This is a genomic window from Cryocola sp. 340MFSha3.1 (assembly GCF_000383315.1).
Classification (GTDB): domain Bacteria; phylum Actinomycetota; class Actinomycetes; order Actinomycetales; family Microbacteriaceae; genus Leifsonia.
Genome location: NZ_KB911088.1, coordinates 100,385 through 120,555, shown reverse-complemented (window position 1 = coordinate 120,555; position 20,171 = coordinate 100,385). Strand labels below are relative to the sequence as shown.

Annotated in this window: 24 protein-coding genes; 6 read left to right on the top strand and 18 right to left on the bottom strand. The window is 70.7% G+C overall.

Annotated elements, in window-relative coordinates; translation table 11 throughout:
- Positions 1 to 18: 18 nt before the first annotated feature.
- Positions 19 to 924, top strand: coding sequence for an SDR family oxidoreductase (locus H284_RS0111530; RefSeq protein WP_020076347.1), 906 nt, complete (start codon positions 19 to 21; stop codon positions 922 to 924).
- Positions 925 to 928: 4 nt separating this feature from the next.
- Here the strand turns inward: H284_RS0111530 and gadC are convergent, their stop codons facing one another.
- From gadC to H284_RS0111505, 5 genes are all read right to left on the bottom strand, one after another.
- Positions 929 to 2,542: a glutamate/gamma-aminobutyrate antiporter GadC gene (gadC, locus tag H284_RS0111525; RefSeq protein WP_020076346.1), complete on the bottom strand. Its 1,614-nt coding sequence runs from the start codon at positions 2,540 to 2,542 to the stop codon at positions 929 to 931.
- A 57-nt stretch (positions 2,543 to 2,599) separates the two neighbouring features.
- Entirely contained in the window at positions 2,600 to 4,033 is a 1,434-nt protein-coding gene (gad, locus tag H284_RS0111520; protein WP_020076345.1) for a glutamate decarboxylase, read from the bottom strand.
- A 180-nt stretch (positions 4,034 to 4,213) separates the two neighbouring features.
- On the bottom strand, positions 4,214 to 4,570 hold the full coding sequence (locus H284_RS0111515) for an META domain-containing protein (protein ID WP_018192656.1): 357 nt from the start codon (positions 4,568 to 4,570) through the stop codon (positions 4,214 to 4,216).
- Between the two features lie 109 nt (positions 4,571 to 4,679).
- A complete protein-coding gene (locus H284_RS0111510) occupies positions 4,680 to 5,390 on the bottom strand; it encodes an esterase/lipase family protein (RefSeq protein ID WP_039731379.1) in 711 nt (236 codons plus the stop codon).
- Positions 5,387 to 6,160 (bottom strand): alpha/beta fold hydrolase, encoded by a 774-nt coding sequence (locus tag H284_RS0111505; RefSeq protein ID WP_020076343.1) that lies wholly within the window; start codon positions 6,158 to 6,160, stop codon positions 5,387 to 5,389. Before H284_RS0111505 ends, H284_RS0111510 begins: the two co-directional genes overlap by 4 nt.
- A gap of 127 nt (positions 6,161 to 6,287) precedes the next feature.
- On the opposite strand from H284_RS0111505, the gene H284_RS0111500 reads away from it, so the two are divergent.
- The 4 genes from H284_RS0111500 (at position 6,288) to H284_RS0111485 (ending at position 8,960) form a co-directional block, all read left to right on the top strand.
- Positions 6,288 to 6,689, top strand: a complete 402-nt coding sequence (locus tag H284_RS0111500; protein WP_018192659.1) for a ChaB family protein — start codon at positions 6,288 to 6,290, stop codon at positions 6,687 to 6,689.
- 2 nt (positions 6,690 to 6,691) lie between these two features.
- Entirely contained in the window at positions 6,692 to 6,865 is a 174-nt protein-coding gene (locus H284_RS21050) for a hypothetical protein (RefSeq protein WP_020076342.1), read from the top strand.
- A 65-nt stretch (positions 6,866 to 6,930) separates the two neighbouring features.
- On the top strand, positions 6,931 to 7,869 hold the full coding sequence (locus H284_RS0111490) for a helix-turn-helix domain-containing protein (protein ID WP_020076341.1): 939 nt from the start codon (positions 6,931 to 6,933) through the stop codon (positions 7,867 to 7,869).
- Between the two features lie 194 nt (positions 7,870 to 8,063).
- A complete protein-coding gene (locus H284_RS0111485; RefSeq protein ID WP_020076340.1) occupies positions 8,064 to 8,960 on the top strand; it encodes a glucose 1-dehydrogenase in 897 nt (298 codons plus the stop codon).
- Positions 8,961 to 9,016: 56 nt separating this feature from the next.
- On the opposite strand, the gene H284_RS0111480 is transcribed toward H284_RS0111485, so the two are convergent.
- The 12 genes from H284_RS0111480 to H284_RS0111420 all read right to left on the bottom strand — a co-directional run bounded on the left by H284_RS0111480 (position 9,017) and on the right by H284_RS0111420 (position 18,839).
- Positions 9,017 to 9,352, bottom strand: coding sequence for a histone-like nucleoid-structuring protein Lsr2 (locus H284_RS0111480; RefSeq protein WP_018192663.1), 336 nt, complete (start codon positions 9,350 to 9,352; stop codon positions 9,017 to 9,019).
- A 74-nt stretch (positions 9,353 to 9,426) separates the two neighbouring features.
- Positions 9,427 to 9,963, bottom strand: a complete 537-nt coding sequence (locus H284_RS0111475; RefSeq protein WP_020076339.1) for a DUF6328 family protein — start codon at positions 9,961 to 9,963, stop codon at positions 9,427 to 9,429.
- Positions 9,960 to 10,439 (bottom strand): CinA family protein, encoded by a 480-nt coding sequence (locus H284_RS0111470; RefSeq protein ID WP_020076338.1) that lies wholly within the window; start codon positions 10,437 to 10,439, stop codon positions 9,960 to 9,962. Before H284_RS0111470 ends, H284_RS0111475 begins: the two co-directional genes overlap by 4 nt.
- A gap of 161 nt (positions 10,440 to 10,600) precedes the next feature.
- Positions 10,601 to 10,807, bottom strand: a complete 207-nt coding sequence (locus H284_RS0111460) for a CDGSH iron-sulfur domain-containing protein (protein ID WP_018192667.1) — start codon at positions 10,805 to 10,807, stop codon at positions 10,601 to 10,603.
- Positions 10,804 to 11,841, bottom strand: a complete 1,038-nt coding sequence (locus H284_RS0111455) for an iron-containing redox enzyme family protein (protein ID WP_231371186.1) — start codon at positions 11,839 to 11,841, stop codon at positions 10,804 to 10,806. Before H284_RS0111455 ends, H284_RS0111460 begins: the two co-directional genes overlap by 4 nt.
- A gap of 117 nt (positions 11,842 to 11,958) precedes the next feature.
- Positions 11,959 to 12,936: a glycosyltransferase family 2 protein gene (locus H284_RS0111450; RefSeq protein WP_020076335.1), complete on the bottom strand. Its 978-nt coding sequence runs from the start codon at positions 12,934 to 12,936 to the stop codon at positions 11,959 to 11,961.
- A 10-nt stretch (positions 12,937 to 12,946) separates the two neighbouring features.
- Complete coding sequence (locus H284_RS0111445) at positions 12,947 to 13,291, bottom strand: PRC-barrel domain-containing protein (RefSeq protein WP_020076334.1); 345 nt, start codon at positions 13,289 to 13,291, stop codon at positions 12,947 to 12,949.
- Positions 13,278 to 13,682, bottom strand: coding sequence for a hypothetical protein (locus H284_RS0111440; protein ID WP_020076333.1), 405 nt, complete (start codon positions 13,680 to 13,682; stop codon positions 13,278 to 13,280). The genes H284_RS0111445 and H284_RS0111440 overlap by 14 nt, the downstream gene beginning before the upstream one ends.
- Positions 13,679 to 14,911: an NRAMP family divalent metal transporter gene (locus tag H284_RS0111435; protein WP_020076332.1), complete on the bottom strand. Its 1,233-nt coding sequence runs from the start codon at positions 14,909 to 14,911 to the stop codon at positions 13,679 to 13,681. Before H284_RS0111435 ends, H284_RS0111440 begins: the two co-directional genes overlap by 4 nt.
- Positions 14,908 to 15,357, bottom strand: a complete 450-nt coding sequence (locus H284_RS0111430) for a hypothetical protein (RefSeq protein WP_231371185.1) — start codon at positions 15,355 to 15,357, stop codon at positions 14,908 to 14,910. Before H284_RS0111430 ends, H284_RS0111435 begins: the two co-directional genes overlap by 4 nt.
- Positions 15,358 to 15,415: 58 nt before the next feature.
- Positions 15,416 to 15,721, bottom strand: a complete 306-nt coding sequence (locus H284_RS0111425) for a hypothetical protein (RefSeq protein WP_018192674.1) — start codon at positions 15,719 to 15,721, stop codon at positions 15,416 to 15,418.
- A 160-nt stretch (positions 15,722 to 15,881) separates the two neighbouring features.
- Complete coding sequence (locus tag H284_RS0111420) at positions 15,882 to 18,839, bottom strand: PAS domain-containing hybrid sensor histidine kinase/response regulator (protein ID WP_020076330.1); 2,958 nt, start codon at positions 18,837 to 18,839, stop codon at positions 15,882 to 15,884.
- A 258-nt stretch (positions 18,840 to 19,097) separates the two neighbouring features.
- Between H284_RS0111420 and H284_RS0111415 the strand changes: the two genes are divergently transcribed.
- Positions 19,098 to 19,745, top strand: coding sequence for a response regulator (locus H284_RS0111415; protein WP_020076329.1), 648 nt, complete (start codon positions 19,098 to 19,100; stop codon positions 19,743 to 19,745).
- Here H284_RS0111415 and H284_RS0111410 read toward each other — a convergent pair.
- Positions 19,742 to 19,960 (bottom strand): hypothetical protein, encoded by a 219-nt coding sequence (locus H284_RS0111410; RefSeq protein WP_020076328.1) that lies wholly within the window; start codon positions 19,958 to 19,960, stop codon positions 19,742 to 19,744. The genes H284_RS0111415 and H284_RS0111410 overlap by 4 nt on opposite strands.
- Positions 19,961 to 20,171 lie beyond the last annotated feature (211 nt).

Here is a 20,171-nt window from a genome sequence, read left to right as displayed (position 1 = left end):
GAGCGAAAGGAGCACATCATGCGTGTATTCATCACCGGGGGATCGGGCTGGATCGGATCAGCCGTCGTCCCCGAACTCCTCGCCGCCGGCCACGAGGTCCGCGGGCTGGCCCGGTCGGACGCGTCCGCCGCACGCCTCCGCGCCGCGGGCGTCGAACCGGTCTTCGGCGGGTTGACCGACCTGGACGTCCTGCGCGACTCCGCCGCCGCGGCCGACGCCGTCGTCCACCTCGGCTACAACCACGACTTCAGCGACCAGGCGGGAGCGGGTCGCGCGGAACGCGCCGCCCTCGAGACCTTCGGCGACGCCCTGGAGGGCCGGGATGCGCCCCTGCTGTTCGCTTCCGGAGTCGCGTTCGTCGCCCCCGGCCAGGTCGCGACGGAGGACGACCTCGCACCGTTCTCCGGGCCGGACGCCCCGCGCGGAGGGGCAGAGGAGCTGGCGTTCGGGTTCGTCGACCGCGGCATCCACCCGGTCGCCCTGCGCTTCGCTCCGACCGTCCACGGCGCCGGCGACCACGGCTTCACCGCCGAGCTGGTGCGCGTCGCACGCGAGAAGGGCGTTGCCGCCTATGTGGGCGACGGGTCGAACCACTGGCCCGCCGTGCACCGGGGGGATGCCGCCCGCCTGGTCGCCCACGCCCTGGAGAACGCCGGAGCCGCGACCGTCGTGCACGCGATCGGCGAGCAGGGTGTGCGCACCCGTGATATCGCCGAGGCGATCGGCGGCGGGCTCGGCCTCCCCACCGTATCGATCGACCCGGCCGACGTGGAGCCGCATTTCGGGTGGATCGGGCGGATCTTCGCCCTCGACCTCCAGGCCTCCAGCGCACTCACGCAGCGCCGGTTCGACTGGGCGCCGACCGGCCCGACCCTGCTGGAGGACCTGGCCGCCGGCTCCTACTTCGCCCGCGCCGCGGCCTGACCCCTCACGGGGCTCGAGGCGGAGAGGGAGGGGACGAGGACGACGAGGAGTCGGCGGGTGGGTTCACGAGGACGTCGTCGAAGGTCGCCTTCTCCGCCGCGGTGCGCTGGTCCCAGCCGGGACGCCGCGCCGCGTAGAAGATCAGCGGAGGGACGCCCAGCAGGATGACGATCACCGCGACGAGCGCCGGGTACGCCCATCCCGGCGCGCCCGCCGCGAAGCCCTCCGGCGGCACGAACCCGAGCGCGAACGCGGCCAGGCAGGCGAGGAAGCCGATCGTCGCGATCAGTCCCATCGCCGGCGTGCGGTAGCTGCGCGTGACGTGCGGATGGGTGCGGCGGAGCCGCATCGCGGCCGCGAACATCATCATGTACATGATCAGGTAGAGCGCCGCAGCCATGTCCACCAGCAGGATGAACGCGGTGTTGATGTTCGGCACGAAGATGAACAACGCCGCGAGCAGCGTGACCACGATGCCCTGCACGTTCAGGATGCCGACCTGCACGCCCGCCTTGTTCCGCCGCTGCAGGAACGTGGGCAGGTAGCCGGAGCGCGCCGCCGCGAGCAGACCGCGCGACGGTCCGGCGATCCATGTGACGACGGAGGCGAACGCGCCGAGCGCGATCAGCAGGGAGATGAGCGGGGTCGCCCAGGACATCCCCCAGGTGTCGAAGTAGGTCTTGAACGCGAGGTTGATGCCGGTGGTGAGCCCGAGCTCGGACGACGGGACAGCCACCGCGATCGCGATCGTCGGGAAGATGAAGATCCCGAGGATGAGGATCGACGCGATGAGCACCGTCTTCGGGTAGCCCTTGCCCGGGCTCTTGAGGTCGTTCGCGTGGACTGCGTTGACCTCCATGCCGGCGTACGCCAGCACGTTCGAGACGATCAGCACGATGGAGGCGATACCGGTGAACGGCGGGATGATCGCCGACGCCTCCAGCGGCGTCTCGCTGGGCTGTCCCGTCCCGAGCCAGATCGCGCCGAACACGATCAGCAGGACGCCCGGGAAGATCGTGCCGGCGAGTCCCGACCACGACCCGACCTTCGCGAACAGGTTGCCGCCGCGCAGGGTGATGAACGTCGAGAACCAGTAGATGACGAGGATCACGATCGCCGTGTAGAGGCCGGAGTTCGCCAGGTTCGGGTCGAGGAACACGAACGCCAGCGACGCCGCGATGAACGCGATCTGCGTCGGATACCAGACGACGTTCTGCACCCACTGGAGCCAGATCGCCTGGAATCCCCAGCGCTCGCCGAACGCCAGGCGCACCCAGGTGAAGACGCCGCCCTTCCAGCCTGTGGCGAGCTCGGCGGCGACGAGCGCCACCGGGATCAGGAAGAAGATCGCCGGGATGATGAACAGCGTCACCGAGCCCAGCCCGTACCCGGCCATGGCGGGGAGGCTGCGCAGGGACGCGACGGCGACGACGGTGAGCATCGCCAGCTGGGTGATGCTCATGAACGTGCGCGCCGTCGTGCCCGGCGACCCGATCGCCGGCTTGTGCGGCACGGAGTCGAAGGGATGCGGTTTGACGTGGTCGGGCCCGGGCGCCGGTGTGCCGTCCGCCCGGGTGTAGTCCGTCGCGGACTTGTTCGGCTCGCTCGTTGCGGTCATGGTCTTCTCCCGCTCGTGTGAGGCGCGCTGCGCCGGGTCTCGATCGCGTTCCGGCGATCAGTGGGTGAAGGAGGCCGTCTGGCCTTCCAGCGGCATCGGCCCCTCGAGCTGGTCGAGGTACGCGACGGCCTCTTGGATGTCGCCGATCAGCGACTCCGCCAGGTTGCGGCTCAGCCCGTTGCGCACGACGATGCGCTGCACGGTGAGGTCGCTGATGTCGTCGGGCATCGGGTAAGCGGGGATGAGCCATCCCTTCAGCCGCAGGCGCTCCGACAGGTGGTACAGGTTCCAGTTCTCGGTGTGCCCCTTCTTCAGCTGCCAGGCGAAGACGGGGATGTCGGAGCCGTCGTTCCACAGTTCGAACGCAGGCATCTTGGCGATCTCCCCCGAGAGGTAGAGCGCGACATCCTGCGACGCCTTCTGCACGCGGTAGTAGCCGTCGAACCCGAGCCGCAGGAAGAGGTAGTACTGCAGCAGCACCTGCGCGCCCGGGCGCGAGAAGTTCAGCGCGAACGTCGGCATGTGGCCGCCGAGGTAGGTGACGTCGAACACGAGGTCGGAGGGGAGGTCCTCCACCGTGCGCCAGACCACCCACCCGAGCCCCGGGTAGACCAGACCGTACTTGTGGGCGGACGTGCTGATGGAGACGACGCGGTCGACGCGGAAGTCCCACTCCAGCTGCGGCTGCAGGAAGGGCGCGATCATCCCGCCCGACGCTCCGTCGACGTGGATCTTGATGTCGAGCCCGGTGTCCGCCTGGATGCGGTCCAGGGCCTCGGAGATCTGCGCGACCGGCTCGTACATCCCGGTGTAGGTGACGCCCATGATGGCGACGACGCCGATGGTGTTCTCGTCGACGTACTTCTCGAGCTCATAGCCGTCGAGGACCTTGTGGTCGAGGCTGATCGGCACGTACCGGGCTTCGACGTCCCAGTAGTTGCAGAACTTCTCCCAGCAGACCTGAACGGCGCTGGAGAGCACCAGGTTCGGCTTCTCGGTCGACTTGCCCTCGGCCCTTCTCGCCTGCTGCCAGCGGCGCTTCAGCGCGAGGCCGCCCAGCATGCACGCCTCCGACGAGCCGATGGTGGAGGTGCCGATCGCCTTCTCCGGGTCCGGCGCGTTCCAGAGGCCGGCGATCATCTTCCAGCAGCGGGTCTCGATCGCCGCGGTCTGCGGGTACTCGTCCTTGTCGATCATGTTCTTGTCGGCGGACTCGGCGTACAGCCGCGCGGCGTGATCGTCCATCCAGGTGCCAACGAAGGTGGCCAGATTGAGGCGGGCGTTGCCGTCGAGCATCGACTCGTCGTGGACGATCTGGTAGGCGGTCTCGGGCAGCGACTCATTGTCGGGGATGCGGTCCACCGGCAGATCGGTACTCTCGCCCGGCCGGGCGAAGATCGGGTTGAGCTGGGTCCGGTCGCTGGTGCCGGTGTAGGCGGTGGAGGGCGACTGCGACGCCTTCGCCCGCTCCTTCGACTCTGAGATGGTCATTCGCTTCACTCCTCGGACGGCGCGGGCACCGGCTCGCGCAGTGGACGTTCGCTTGTACGTCGTCCGGCCGGCCGATCCGTGACCGCGCCGAACAGCGTCACCGTAACGAGGGCGTGATTCGCGGCGATAGACAGTTCTCGCGGCTCTTCCTGGATCCGCCGGCGCCTGCGCCGGACGGGCTCAGGAGCCGGATCGCTTCAGCGTTCCGATCGTGGAGCCGCCGTCGTCGAGGACGGTCATCGTGTCACCGGAGACGTTGCCCGTCGCGGCTTTGCCGAGCCAGGTGTCCACGTCCTCGCAGGCCATGAGGGTGGATGCGATCGGGCCGAAGGTGATCTCGTCGCCGTCGATCTGGCCCTTGCCCGACAGCGTGTTGCAGCCGTCGGAGCCGGAGAAGGTGCCGTCGTTCTCGATGTCGAGGTTGGGCTGGCCTGCCGAGGTGGAGCCCCACCGACCCACGACCGCTTGCCCGCTCGGGGTGCCGGCGCACCCGGCGAGCAGCAGGACCGCGGCGGCCACCGCGGTCAGACGTTGCATCCGTCGGTGGCTCAGCATGATCCCTCCCCGCTTTCTGGGCGCCAGGGTAGCGCCGGTGCCGCCGCGCGCGACAGGGGGAATCGGGCGCGGCGCGGTGCTCGATCCGGGGTCAGTCGGCGGCTCGGTCGTCGGCGACGGCGGTCGGGGACAGCACCTCGTCGACGATGGCGAGCAGCTCGGGCCGGGCGAGGATGCGGAAGTGTCCGCCCACGTCCAGCTCGATGTTGCGGGCGCCTTCGAGCCTGCTTCCGGCGGGGACGTGCGGGTCGAACCAACCCCAGACGGAGATGATCTGGGCGTTCACCGCGCGGTTGAGCGCGAGCCGGACGAGTCCGGGAGACGACGGCATCAGTGCGCGGACGCTCGAGATCGGGATGAACCGGGCGAGCGACGACCCGCCGAACGGCGTGGCCACGGCGACGGTGGTGCGGATGCGCGGGCCCGAGTCGGGCATCCCCATCAGGTATTTGGCGATCAGGCCGCCCTTGCTGTGCGCGACGATGACGACATCCGTGAGGTCCTGCTCGTCGAGGTGACGCTGCACGAGCGCGGCGGCCTCCGGTACGGACATCCGGTTGTCCTCGAGCGCGGTGACGACGTGCACGGGGTGGCCGGACGCGTGGATGTGCTGGGCGAGCGGGCGGAGGAAGCGCCACGTCTCGAAGATGCCGGGGATGAGCACGACGGGCGTGCGCGAGCCCTCGCCGGCCACGAGCGCGTCCGGGTTGCTGCGGTCGAACGCGGCGCGCAGCTGGTGACGGCCGGCGTACAGCCAGTCGAGCGCGAGCACGCCGGCACGGCGCAACACGGTGCGCCTCATCCCGGCACCCGCACCAGCTGCGAGATCAGGGCGGCGGTGCGCCAGGGCGCGCCGTGCATGACGAGGTGGGCGACGGAGGGGAGGCGCGCGGCCGTGCCACCGGCCCGCTTCGCCAGCTCGGCGACCCACTCGTCGCGGGCGATCGGGTCGCGGGCGCCGCGCACCACGACGACGGGCACGGTCGTGTGCTCCAGCTCCTCTTCGGTGCGGAATTCCAGCATGGCGGGCAGCGTAGCGAGATACCAGGCCGGTCCGCAGTGCAGGTAATCGCCGATGACGATGCGGTTGCCGCGCGCGTCCTCCCGCAGGGTGTCGATTCCGAGCAGGACGCCGGCCTTCACCGCGTTGCGATCCTGCGGTGCCATGACCGGGCCGAGCAGCGCGAGGCCGCGCACGAGGTCCGGCCGTCGGGCTGCCAGGCACACCGCGATCTGGGTTCCCATCGAGTGGCCGACCACGACGGCGTCGGTGATGCCGGCGTCGTCGAGGAGGGCGGCGACGGAGTCCGCGAACTCCGCGATGGAGAGCCCGCGTCCCGGACGGAACGGCTTCGCCTTGCCGAACCCGGGCAGGTCGAGGGCGACGACACGCCCCTCCTCGGCGAGCGCCGGCACCAGCCGCTCGAAGTAGCGCGAACTGACCCCGATGCCGTGCACGAGCACGAAGACGGGAGCCGTCGGCTCCGCGTGCTGCGGGGCCGGGCGCTGCGGACCGGTGTCGACCGTGACGACGGCGCGGGGCGGGAGCGGAGGCGTCAGGTCGTCGGTCACTCCACCACGGTACCCGGGGCCCTTTGCGGACCATGAGCGGCACGGGACCCGGTTGAAAACCCGGAGGAGTGGGGTAGCTGTGGAGAAGTACTAGCCCCGACGGCAGCGGAAGGAGTACCACAGGACCATGCCCGCATCGCAGGAGCTGCCCTCCACCCTCGAGCGTTCGGAGAAGCACGCCCAGGCCCTCTGGTCGAAGGCGCACGACTCGGCGGTCGAGGAGTACGGCGAGGGCGAACGGGCGCACCGAACCGCCTTCGCCGCACTCAAGCACGAGTACGAGAAGGTCGGCGACCACTGGGAGCGCAAGGCCGAGAACGGGCCGTCCGACCGGAAGGCGGCCGGCGGCCGCGACACGGACGCACCGACCGAGGAGGGCGTGGACGCGAACGCGTCGAAGGCGCACCTGCTCGAGATCGCCAAGCGCCTCGACATCTCGGGCCGCACGCGCATGACGAAGGACGAGCTGATCGACGAGATCAAGCGCGCCAATCGTCGCGAGACGGCGGCCAAGCGAAAGAAGGGCTAGCAATGGGCGACGTGCTCGCGTTCATCGGATGCTTCATCCTGTTCCTGGTGGGGATCTTCCTCCTCGGGCTCGCCGACACCCTGCCGGCGTGGCAGGGCCTCGTGTTCTTCGCCGGCATCGTCTGCATCGCGCTCTCCTTCGGCATCCCGGTGGGTGTCCTCGGCCATACCGAGTAACGCCCACCGCGTCAACCGCCTCCCTCGCCCTCCCTTTCCTCAGGGGGGCGAGGTAGCGTTGGTGGATGGCTGACTTCACGCGCCTGCACAGCCACACCTCCGATCCGGAGGAGGCGGATGCGGCGATGGCCGCAGCCGGAGGCCGGTTCGCCTTCGCTCAGCTGCCGCAGAACGACTTCTCGTTCGACGTCGATCAGGCGATCGATCCGTCGTTCTCTGTCGCGCGCTATGCGATCGGCGGTCAGTGGGAGACGTCCGGGGACTTCGACGACGTCGTCATCGTGAACGTCAAGACCGACGTGTACCGCTGGGACATCGACGGCGAGCGGGGCTTCGGCGCCCGGTCCCCCTTCCTGATCCGGCCGGGTCACGACTTCACCTGCTTCGCCGAGGACAGCGACGTCGTCAACATCTTCCTGTCGCCGCAGACGCTCAGCGACGTGGCGGCCACCGCCCTGGGGCATGAGGGCCCGGTCGTGTTCGGCTCGGCGCAGACGCGGAGCCCGAAGCACGCGGAGTACATGATGACGGCCGCGACGGTCGCCGCCGAGTACATGGAGTCGGGCACGTTCCGGCATCCTCTGGTGCGCGCGAGCCTCTTCCACACGCTCTCGCTCGCCGCCCTCAACTGCTTCTCGCTGAGCACCGATCCCCGGGAGCAAGCACAGACGCCCACCGCGCAACTGGAGTCGTACCGCCGGGCGGTCGGGTTCATCGAGGACTACGCGTCCCTGCCCATCACGGTGACGGACATCGCGGGCGCGGCCGGGGCCACCATCGCTCAGCTTCATGCCGCGTTCCGCACCCACGCGGGGACGACGGCCCAGGGATACCTGCAGCAGGCGCGGCTGTCGGCGGCGCACACCGAGCTCCAGGTCTCCGACCCGGCGACCACCGACCTCGCCGACCTCGCCGGCCGCTGGGGTTTCGCCGACCTCGACCGCTTCGCCCGCCGCTACCGCGAGGCGTACGGGATGCATCCTGCCGTGGCGCTGCAGGACTGAGCCCGCCGCCCCTCCCTCTCCCCGCCCCCCTCCGACTTTCGCCGAGGTGCACGTAGTTGCGGTCGACACGCCGTGGAGGTGCGCAACAACGTGCACTTCGGCGAAAGAGGAAAGGGGAAGGGGAGGGGCGTACCCCGGGATGCGGGAGCGCGCAGCCCCCTGGACGCACGCGCGTGCGGTGATTGCTTGGGGGTATGCCAGAGAACCAGTACACCTTCGACAACCCTGTGGACCGCTACCCCAGCATCTCGCCTGACGAGGAGCAGGTGCCCGAGCCGGGTCTCGAAAGCGACCTGAGCCCCCGCGCCGACCTGGGCGAGGACAGCTACGTCGGCACCGGCCGTCTGACCGGCCGGAAGGCGATCGTGACGGGAGGCGACTCCGGGATCGGCGCCGCTGCGGCGATCGCGTTCGCGCGCGAGGGCGCCGACATTGCGCTCGTCTATCTCCCGGAGGAGGAAGAGGATGCGCAGCGCATCGCCGGTCTCATCCGCGACGCCGGCCGCACGGCCGTCACCATCCCGGGCGACCTCAAGGAGCGCGCCTTCAGCGACGAGATCGTGAAGCGGGCGCTGGGCGAGCTCGGCGGCATCGACATCCTGGTCAACAACGCCGGCAAGCAGATCGCCACGGAGAGCCTCACCGACATCCCCGACGACCAGTTCGACCACACGATGAAGACCAACGTCTACGCGATGTTCTGGCTGACGCGCGCGGCGCTGCCGCACCTCCCGGCGGGCGCGACGATCATCAACACCACGTCCATCCAGGCGTACCAGCCGGGCGAGCAGCTCGTCGACTATGCGACGACGAAGGCCGCAATCAACGCCTTCACGAAGGCTCTCGCCCAGCAGCTCGCGCCGAAGGGCATCCGCGTCAACGCGGTGGCTCCCGGACCCATTTGGACGCCACTGCAGGTCAGCAAGGGACAGCCCGCCGAGGCGATCCCCGAGTTCGGGCAGCAGACGCCGCTCGGACGCCCGGGGCAGCCGGCCGAGCTGGCGCCCGCGTACGTGTTCCTCGCGTCGCCCGAGTCGAGCTACGTCATCGGCGAGACGCTGTCGGTGACGGGCGGCATGCCCACTCCGTGATCAGTGCGCCGGGCGGGCCGTCGGCTCGCCCGGCGCTCACCCGAAACAGCGTCAGGTCAGCGGGCGAGCGGCCGCCCCGTCCGGAACGCGTCGACGACATCCCGCGGGATCTGGCCCCTGCTGCCGACCTCGACGCCGTTCTTCCGCGCCCACTCCCGGATCGCCCGGCGCTCGTCCGGCGACGGCGGGGCGTCCGATGCGGGAGCGTCGTTGCGACCGGCCGCCTCGATCCACTTGGCGAAGTCCGCCCGCAGCTGGTCGGCGTGCTCGGAGGACAGGTCGATGACGTACTGCGCGCCCGCGAGCGAGAACTCGATGGTCTCGCCCTCGCCTTCCGGGATCACGGACTGGTCGAGATCGTCGATCAACTGGTAGGTGACTCGCTTGGCCATATCCATCCCGCCACTTCGTCGATTGGATGCACCCGCGGGTGCGCTTGTCGCGAAGCCTACCGGTGACGCGCGCCTCAGCGACCGGCGACGTGCGCCCTCCGCTGAGCCCGGACCACCAGTGGCAGCACGACCCAGATGACGATCAGCACGATGAAGACGCAGCTCGCGGCGATGATGCCGGCGGGCGGCGCGAGCAGGAAGTCGACGATGAACAGCACGATGCCCGTGAACAGCAGGGATGCGGCCGCCAGGCACACGATCAGGATCTTGCTCCCGAGGCCCACCAGCTCCGTCTTCGCCTTTTGCCGGAAGAGGAGTCGGTGCAGCGCGACCGGCGCGAGGGCCAGCAGCGTCACGATCACCGCGAGGAAGACGAGGACGAGGTAGACCACCACGTCGAACGGCGCCAGTTGTGCGAAGCGCTGCTGGAACGGCAGCGTCAGCAGGAACGCGGCGAGGATCTGGGTCCCCGTCTGGAACACGCGGAACTCCTGCAGCAGCTCGTTCCAGTTGCGGTCAGCGCGCTGGGCGGTCGTCTCGTCGCGGCCGTCTCCCGGGTCGGCATCCACGCCTTCGCTCTCGGGCGCATCCCACACGTCGTCGTTCGTCATCGTCGCTGTGCCTCCAGATCGCGCGCCATGGCCGTCAAGGCCGCGTCGACCGTGCCTCGGACGACCTCCTCGGGGTCGCCGTCGAAGTGGAGCTCCTCGACCTGCGGCGCGTCCGGCCGGCCGTGGGCGAGGAAGACCGTGCCGGCCTCCTTGCCCTCCTCGGACCCGGGGCCGCCCGCGCCGGTGACCGCGGCGACGAGTTCGGCGCTGAGCAGCCTCCCCACGCCCGACGCCATCTGCTCGGCGCACGCGGCCGTGATCACGGGGCCGGGCGTCACTCCGAGCACGTCGAACTTGACGTGCTCGGAGCAGGCGACCACCCCGCCGGCGAACCAGTCGCCCGCCTGCGGGGAGGCGCCGAGGGCCGAGGCGATCGCGCCGCTGGTCAGCGATTCGGCGACCGCGATGGTGAGGCCGGCGGAGGAGGCGAGGTCGGCGATCGTGTCGCCGAGGTCGGTGTCGTTCTCCGTCGTCATGCAGGAACCTTAGCCGTTGTCGCTGTCGCCCTCGTCGCCTTCCGCCTGCGAGGGCTTGTCGATGATCTGCTGCTCCGCCTCGGTGTTCTCGTCGTGGCGGTCGCCTTCGGTGTTCTGGGGGTCGGACATGTCCGCTCCTTCTCTCGTGTGGTGGGTGGTCTTCAGTGGTCGGTGCGGAAGTGCACCGCTTTGTGGCTGCCGTCGCAGAACGGCTTGATCGTCGAGACGCCGCAGCGGCAGAGCGCCACCGTGCGCCGGTGCTGCTCGATCGGTGTGCCGTCGGGTGTCGTCAGGTCGATGTGACCGCGCACGAGCAGGGGGCCGTCGGGGCAGGCGACGATCACCGGCTCCTCCTCGTGGGCCGTCATGCCGCCACCGCCACGGGCTGGCGGAGCGAGCTGCGGCCCGCTTCGAAGCTCTCCAGCATGTGCTGGCCGGCGAGGCCGTCCACGTAGAGGCAGGCGGCGGCGCCGAAGACGATGTCGGGCAGGAGCTCGGGATGCTGCTCGGCGAGACCGCCGGCGAGGTCGCGGCCCGCGATCTGCTCGTGCACCGCATCCGCCTCGACGTGCTCGTCGTAGTACCAGGTGACCTCGTCGTCGTGACCGAGCCGCCGGAAGCCGTTGCCGTAGAAGCGGTTCGGGATGGACGAGGTCATCTCGAATGCCGCGAGATGACCGGTGATCGCGCCGCGGAGACTGCGGTTGAGGCCGAACATCGACATCATCGTGAACGACGCGAGGGTGATCGCGGGCACGTTGTCGATGTAGGCGCCGTAGCTGTCGTCGAGCCCGAGGTTGCGCATCGTGCGACCGAAGATCTCCGCGTGGATGCGGTCCGGGCGCCCGGCGCCGTACTCGTCGGACTGCACCTCCACGAGCGCCGCCTTCGCCCGGCCGGTGAGACGCGGGATGGCCCAGGAGTGCGGGTCCGCCTCCTTGCGCGTGTAGATGGAGCGGTGGATGACGAACTCCACCGCCTGCTCCTCGGTCGCCTTCTTGGCGAGGAAGCGGGAGAGGCTGGGGCCGCCGTCCTCCGAGGTGAGGTCGAACAGATAGGCCGCGACCGCATCCGCGTTCGGCTCGGGCAGGTCGCCGACGGGGACGCGCTCCCGCAGCTGGCGCTCGAACACGCGCTCGATGGCTCGGCGGGTGCGCAGCAGGTCCGGGTTCCACTCCCACTCGTCGTCGGCTTCGACGGTGTCTCCGTAGTGGAGGCCGTAGAGCAGGAGGAGGGTCAGCTGGAGGTCCTCGTCGGCGAGGAGGTCCGGCTCCGCTGCGAGGGCGGCGGTGGCGTTCTCGGTGAAGCGGACGACGTCGTCCGCTGCGGCGGAGGGATGGCTTGTGAGCGCGTCCAGCAGCGCCTCGCTCACCGGCCCCCGCGGGGTGATGCGTGGTGTCATACCCCCAAGCAACCGGGGGAAGCGCGCCGGGTCAACCGGTTGCCTGGTCGCCGCTTCGGTGCGTGCGCCGTCAGAGTTGGCGCTCGATTCGTGCCGAATGTGCGGTTAGGCGCGTCGTTAGCGCACATTCGGCACGAATCGTCGGCGTGATGAAGCACGGCGGAGAGTACGGAGGGGGGTCGCCGCGCGTCGGAGGCGGCCGTCCGAGTACCGGACGCCGCCGCGGAGGCGAGCGCCGACGGCGAGCCAGACGCAGACGGCGCGCTCGGCGAGCCACGCCGGCGCCCACAGTGCAGCCGTCGCCGGGAACAACCGACGTCCTCCCGCCCGGCGACGGCCCACCTCGGCGAGCGCCACCACGGCGAGCACCCCCGCGAGCAGGCGTCCAGGACGCCGCAGCGAGGCGAGCGCGAGGGGCAGCACGGCCAGCTCGGCCGCCAACCGCGCCGGCTGCGCGAAGTCGTCGTAGGCCTGCCGCACCCGCTGCCGCAGGAAGTGGCCGACCTCCGGCGGCCGCCGGACGACGCCGATCCGATCCGCCGCGATCACCCGTCCACGCGCCACCTGCACGGTGCGGATGAGCTCCAGGTTCTCGAAGAGCACGTCGCCGTCGTACCCGCCGGCCGCGAGCACCAGCGAACGGCGGACCGCGAGTGTGCCGGGATAGTCGTGACCGAGTGCGCGGTTCAGGAGGCTGCGCCCGGTGTCCCAGCGCGCATGCCACGGCGCGGGGTCGAACACGTTCTGCGGCCGCACGAGGTCGCCCGCGTCGAGCATCCCGACGACCGCGCGCAACGCTCCCTCGTCGTACCGGACGTCGTCGTCGGCCAGCACGACACGGTCGTGGCGGGCGCTCCTGAGCCCGGTCATGACCCCGGCGACCTTGCCGTTGTGACCGGGCCACGGCTCGGCGGGGAGGTGACGGACTCCCGGCGGGAACGCCCGGGCGTGCGCGCTGAAGCGCTCCGGCTCCGACCCGTCGACCACCGTGACGTCGATGAACTCACGCAACCTCGTCAGGTACGCGACCAGCTCCGCGAGGACGGCGTCGTCCGACCAGCGGAGCGGCAGCACGTATTCGGCATCGAGACTCATCCGGCGCCCCTCAGGACTCGGAGGAGTCGAAGCGGGGCGAGTACAGCGTCGCGCCCGGACGCAGCCGGATGACGTCGTCACTGAACGACGCGAGGTCCGGCCACAGCACCAGCACCGAGCCGCGCGCACGCCAGCGCAGGAAGCGCGCGATCAGCGCCGGCGCATCCACGTCTCTCCGCTCGTAGCCGGCGAACGATTCGTGGGCGTGCGGGCTCACCACCAGGCCGTGCAGTCGCGCGGCGGCGAGCAGCCCGTCGGGCGGGCCGTCGAGCGCGAACCGCGCGTCGACCACGACGCCGAGCCGCTCGCCTTCCGCGGTCAGCACCGGGCTGCCGAGCAGGTCACTCAGGATCATGACGACCCCCGGGGATGCGCGCGATCACGTGGTCGCGCATCCATCGTTCGGTCCAGCTCGCATCGAGCGAGTCGGCCGCGACGCCCACCCTCACGACCGTTCCCGGGTCGGCGACCACCTTCCACGGGATTCGGATGAACCGGGAGTCGGGAAGCCGCCCGCCGAAGACCCGGGTCAGCAGGATGGGACCGGTGAGCAGCGACTCGATGATCGGCGGGGAGTCCGGGTCGAGGTGCTCCAGGTCGTCCGGCGTGGTCAGCTCCAGATCGTCGACGGTGCTGACCGGGACGGCGTCGGGGTCGAGGATCTGCCGGTCGAGGAGATCGAGCCCCGCGTCCAGCACACGGCCGGCGACGGCCGGCGCCGGCGGAAGGTGGCGTTTCTGCGTCATGCTCCTGCTCCCGTCACGATCATGAGGGGGATGGCGGCGATCGACGCCACCAGGATGAGTCCGAGGTAGATCAGGCCGAAGAAGTTCGTCGCTCTGCCGTTGACCTCGTCCCCCATGTATTTCGGGTCGTTCGCCACGATCAGGATCGGCAGATACGTCAACGGCAGGGCGATCGCCGAGAACACCACCGAGAACTCGGTGACCTGCACCGGGTCGACGCCGGTGAAGAGAATGCCGAGGGCGACCACCAGCGACAGGATCATCACGGCGTGGAACCGCGACGCCGAGGCCGGGCGCCGGAACTTGCCCCACGGCCAGCCGAAGAACTGCCCCAGCGTGTACCCGCTCGACAGCGTCACCTCGAGGGCGGCGCCGAAGGTCGCGGCCACGAAACCGAAGATGACGATGATGAGCCCGATCTTGCCGAACGCCTGCGCCACGGGAAGCGCCGTCTCGAACAACGACTCCACCTGGATGCCCTTCGGGAGGAGCATGACCGTGGCGCACGCGGCGATGGCGAGCGACAGCAGCCCGCCGAGCGGGAAGCCGACGAGCACGTTGAGACGCGACTGAGCCAGGTCCTTCTTCTTCCACTTCTCCTCGATCGCGCCGGACGAGAAGAAGAACACCTCGTAGGGCGTCATCGCGGCGCCGAACAGGGCGATCGCGTAGTACCAGTACGTCGCGGGCGTCTCGTCGGTGTGCGGCGACGGCTGGAGCAGCACCTGCGAGCCGAGGGCGGACCAGTCCGGGTGGAGGAAGAACAGGGCGACGGCGAACACGACCAGGGCGAGGCCCAGCAGCCCCGTCACGTTCTCCATGATCGAGAACTTGACCCGCCAGACGACGATCCACACCGCGATGGCCGCGACAGGGAACCAGAGCACGGGCTCGATGCTGGAGGCGAGCTGCAGGGCGAGCGCGATACCGCCGATCTCCGCGGTCAGGGTGAGCAGGTTGATCAGGAACGAGGCCGACAGGTTCGCGAGGGCCATGCGGGCTCCGAGCCGCTCGCGGATGATCTCGAACGTCGCCCGGCCACTCACCGCGGCGACCCGTCCGGACATCTGGGCGAACAGGCAGATGCCGACCACGCCGACGAGGACGACCCAGGTCAGCGTCATCCCGAACCGCGACCCGACGACGCTGTTGGTGACGAGGTCACCGATGTCGACGAATCCGCCGATGGCGGTCAGCACGCCGAGCGCGACGGCGAAGATCCCCTTCATTCGCGCTCCAGCCGCCGGGATGCCGCCTGCAGCTCCTGAGCGAGCCGATCGAGCTCGCGGCGCTGCCGGTCGACCGTGGCCGACGAGTCCGTGCCGGACGCCTGGGCCCGCTGGGCGGCGGTCACCACATCCTGAGCCGCCCGGATGTCGGCCAGCACGCTGTCGCGCCTGGCGCCGATCCCGCCGATGGCGGTCATCGTCGAGACCGTCTGCGCCTCCTGCGCCAAGCGGTCGGCGACATCGGTCAGACCGGTGTCCTGAACGGTGGACAGGATCTGGTCCTGCTCGTGCAGGCCGAGCACGAGACCGGCGGCGCGGGCGGCCGATGCCGCCGTCCCGGCGGACTGCGACAGGGAGCCGCGTGCGCTGTCGTCGGCGGAGCAGCCCACGAGCACGCCCGCCACCAGCAGCGCCACCGCCCCCGTAGCGATGTGTCGATGCTTCACGCCGTGGACTGTACGCGCGCTGTGAGAATGGTGAAAGTGGTGCTGCTGCGGCCGACTCCTACACGTCGGGCGCCGTTCGTGCGGGGACGTCCGGGCGGAATCCCGCCGTCGCCTCCTCGTAGGTGGTGTGCCTCCGCGCGGGGTGCGAGTCCGCCGGTGGTGGCACTTCGGCCCGGCTCAACGCGTGCAGCACCAGCTTCTCCACCAGGGCTGCTGCTGTGGTCTCGCGTGAGCGTGCGATCCGGACGAGGGCGGCGTACTCCTGCTCGCCGAGGCGGATCGTGAGGGGCATCCCAGCCGGGGCGCGGCCCGGCCCGTGAACGGACGCCGGTTCCGTCATCTCGGCGCTGTGAGATTCCTTCATGTCCGAAGCCTTACACAAGAGAGCGCTCTCCTTGGCTACTCGATTTGTTCGCACGACGCACAGCCATCCGGTGGCCTCGTTGCACTCGCCGGTCGTCACCGGCGAAGATCGTGTGCGTCGCGCGCAGGCGCCGTCCCGTTCCCCCCGGTCCACGACGGCGTCAGCGCGACACCTCCGCGGCGGGATCCTGGTCTTCGGGTGGCCAGGATCCCGCCGCCACAAGCCTCAGGCCCTCCTCCAGCCGCTCCCGGATGTCCGCCACCGGGACGATGTCGGCGCCGAACGAGAGCGCCATCGCCGCGGATGCTGCCGCACCCACGATCCGGTGGATGCGCGGCTCCGACGCCCGGTCGCCCAGGGCCCGCTGGGACGACTCGGCTGCCGCCGTCAGCGAGGCCCGCAGGCGCTCCCGCTCCGTCTCGGAGGGGAGCCCCGTTTGCAGGGCGGCGACCGCCTCCCGCAGCGCCGGCTCGACCAGAGAGCGGAGGACCGCCTCCGGGGCGAGGCCCCTCTGCTGCTTCAGCGCGGAGTCCAGGGTCGCGAGCAGGGCGGCAGGGGTGAACGGCTTGGCCAGGAAGTACGCGCCATCGCGCTCGACCGACGCTCGCGCAGAGGGACCGGGCAGCATCCCGCTCATCAGCACGATCGCCGCCCCGGGCTGCTGCTCCGCCACCATCCGGGCGATCCGTTCGCCGGGGACGCCGGGCATCATGATGTCGGTCACGACCGCATCGAAGCGACGGCCGCCGGCCAGCAGCTCGAGCGCCTCCGGGCCGCCAGCGACCTCTGTCAGGAAACCGTTCTGGTCGAGGGTCTGCCGCACCAGCTCGCCGATCGCGGCCTCGTCGTCGACGACGAGCACCCGACGGCCGGCTCCGCGCGGCACGGCCGGCGCACGCACCGGGGAGCGGCCGTCCGCCTCTCCCTTCACCGCCGGAAGGACGAACGCGATCGACGTGCCGGCGCCGGGAGCCGTGTCGACCTGCAGCTCGCCGCCGTGCGCCTTCACGATGGCGGCGGAGGTCGGCAGGCCGAGGCCGGTTCCGCTCTCCTTCGTCGTGAAGAACGGCTCCAGGATGCGGCCGGCCGTCCGCCCGTCCATCCCGACCCCCGAGTCGCGCACCTCGAGTCGCACTCCGTCGTCGCCGGCGGACGCGCGCACGGTCAGCACGCCTCCCTCGGGCATCGCGTCGCGGGCGTTCGTGATCAGGTTCACCAGCACCTGGAACAGCTCGGTGTCGTCCCCCGTCACCGGCGGCAGCTCGGCGGGCGCATCCACCACCAGCTCGATGGAGCGCGGAAGCGTCTCGCGGCAGAACCGCTCGACCTCCCGCAGCAGGGCGCCCAGGTCGACCGGCTCCCGCCTCCCCTCGGAGCCGCGTGCGAACGACAGCACCTGACGGATCATCCCTGCCCCGCGCTGCGCCGCCGCATCGAGGGTGTCGAGCAGGTCGCGTCTGCGCGCATCCTGTTCGTCCTGCCGGAGCAGCTGCACCGACATGAGGATGGGCGTGAGCACGTTGTTGAGGTCGTGGGCGATGCCGCCGGCGAGGGTTCCCAGGCTCTCCAGCCGCTGGGTCCGGATGCGCTGCTCCTCCTGCCTGCGATGCTCGGTGATGTCCGAGTTGACGGCGAAGACGGTCACCTCGCCGTCCTCGCCGCGCGACAGCTGCCAGCGGCAGTCGGCGATGAGCAGCGAACCGTCGACCCGTCGCTGGCGCAGCTCGCCCACCCAGAACCCGTCGCGCATCAGCGCCTCAGTCGCCGCATCGAACTCGGCCGGGTCGTCGTAGAGCAGCTCGCGCACGGAATGCCCCACCGCCTCGGACGCCGGGATGCCGTAGATCGCCTCCGCGCCGCGGTTCCAGTAGCGGATGACACCGTCGAGGTCGCGCACCAGGATCGCGTCGCGCGCGGCATCCAGCAGGGCGGCCTGCGACGCCACCCGCCGCGTGTACTGCTCGAGCGTGCGCCGGGCCTCCTGGTCCTCGGTCACATCCCGGACGATGATCGCGATGCCGCCTTCGGTGGGATGCGCGTCCACCTCGAACCAGCAGCCCCACTCCGGCGAGTAGGCGCGGGCGCTCCCGGCGACGCCGCGGTCCATCGCGTCGCGGTAGATGCCCTCGAACGCGCTGCCGAGCGCGGTGGGGAACATCTCCCACACCGTCCGGTCGCGCAGCCGCGCCTCGTCGATCCCGCCGAGCTGCAGCGCCCACGAGTTCGCGAACGTGAACCGCCAGGAGCGGTCGACGAAACCGATGGCGTCGTGCACCTGGTCGAGCGAGTTCCGCAGCAGACGCGCCATCGCCCGCTGCTCCTCCCGGTGGCGCACCAGCGCGGTCACGTCGTGGAACGCGCCGTGGATGCGGACCACCTCGCCGTTCTCGTTGCGCTCCGGCTCGCCCACCAGGTGCGCGTGCACCAGCCGGCCGGACGCGTCGACGATCGTGGCGCGCACATCCAGAGGGTCGCCGTGGAGCGCGGTGCGCTGGAACGCGGTCCGTACTGCGCGACGGTCCTCCGGCTCGAACAGCGCGAGCGCCTCCGCGTCCAGGGGCACGCGGCCGGGCTCCATCCGGAGCAGGCGGAACAGTTCCTCGCTCCACTCGACCCCGCCGGTCGTCACGTCGACGACCCACCCGGCGAAGCCGGCGATGCGGGCCGCCATGCGCACCAGCGCCTCGTTGCCCGCGGCCGCCGCAGCCGAGCGCTCCACGTCGCCGATGTCGCGGGCGATCGCCAGCACGGCCGCCACCGCGCCGTCGGTGCCGCGCAGGGGGATGATCGTCACATCCAGCGAACGCATGCGGCCCTCGGGCGTGAGGACGCGCGTGACGTACCGCCGATTCTGGCCGGCGAGCGCCTCCTCGAACCGGGCGAGCGTGTACCCGAGGGAGTCGGGATGCAGCAGCCGAGCGAACGACATCCCCGTCAGCTCCTCGGCGGAATAGCCGGTCAGGTCGGCGAGCGCACGGTTGCACTCGACGAAGGTGCCGTCGACGTCGACGACGCACACGCCGTCCGGGTGACCGTGGAAGAGCGCGTCCAGCCCGTTCAGCCGCAACGCGTCGGACGGGGTCGTCTGCGACGCGCGCGGAGGCTTCGGCTGGGGCATGGGGGGATTGTAGGCGGACTTTCGGGCCTACACTGACGGCCATGGGCACGGAAACCCCGGGCCGGGAGGTCCTCGCGGTCGCTGACGACCCGCTCCCCCGTGGATGTTCGCTGCGCGAACGCCCGCGCCTCCTCGGCCGCCGGGGACGCGACCACGCTCAGCCGATACTGGTCAGCAGCGGCTGCCTGACCCGACCTGCTGAGCTCGCCGCGTGGCGTCCACCTCTGGGACGGTGACGAAGGGGCAGGAGCCAGAACCATGACCGACATACCCGCGCGAACACGGACCCTGCGCGCCGTGGTGGCCGACGACGACGTCTTCACGGCCTCGATGGTCGCGTCCGCACTCCGCTCCACCGGCATCGAGACCTCCCAGGCCACCAGCGCGGCCGACGCCTGGGACGTCATCGCCGAGGTCGAGCCGAACGCCGTGGTCACCGACCTCGACTTCGGCGGAGGCGATTCCGGGGCAGAACTGCTGTGGCGCGTTCACCGCGAGCAGCCGTGGGTCGGGCTCGTCGTGCTCACCTCGCACCTCTCCCCGCAGCTGGCGGTCGGCGACGGCACCCTCCCGCCCTCGGTCGTGTACCTGGTCAAGTCGCAGGTGAAGGATGTGGATGTGCTTGTCGCCGCGGTCGACGCGGCGATCGTCGGCGGCGAGCACCAGCCCGCCGAACCCGACGACGACGTCCGCACGGTCACGCGGGCGCAGGCGGAGGTGCTGCGCCTCGTCGCCTCGGGCGCATCCACCCGGCGCATCGCCGCCGAGCGCGGGACGAGTGTCCGCGCCGTCGAGACCATGCTCGGCCGCCTCTACACGGCACTCGGGGTGGATGCGGACGAACAGGCCAACCCGCGGGTGACGGCCGCGCGCATGTGGCAGCAGGGGCGCGTGCGGATCCGCTAGCGCCCGGTCACGAAGCGGAGGAGGCGCCTCAGCGCGCCCTCGCGCGGCGGCGGCGCCACGTCGTCGGTCACCGCGTCGTCGTTCTCGGCGAAGCCGGAGTAGCCGCAGTCCTGGCAGACCAGGAGGTCGCGGTGCACGGCCAGGCCGGCGCCGTAGTAGGGGTTGCTGACGAGTCGGGCCACCCCACGGCACTGCGGACAGCTCGCCTCGCGCATCGCCCCTCCTCTCGTCCGTCCCATCATCCGCCCGCTGGCCCACTGAATCCGGCGCGTTTGTTCGGCACCCGAACGTATTCGACGCATCCTCACCCCCCGTCCGGGGGCATACCGGTGACGGTCCGATGAACAGCGGGTGAAGCGGGGCACGGCGCGCCGGGAGCCACTTCTAGGATCGCTGACGCCGGACCGTCGCCGGCGTCCGACCCCA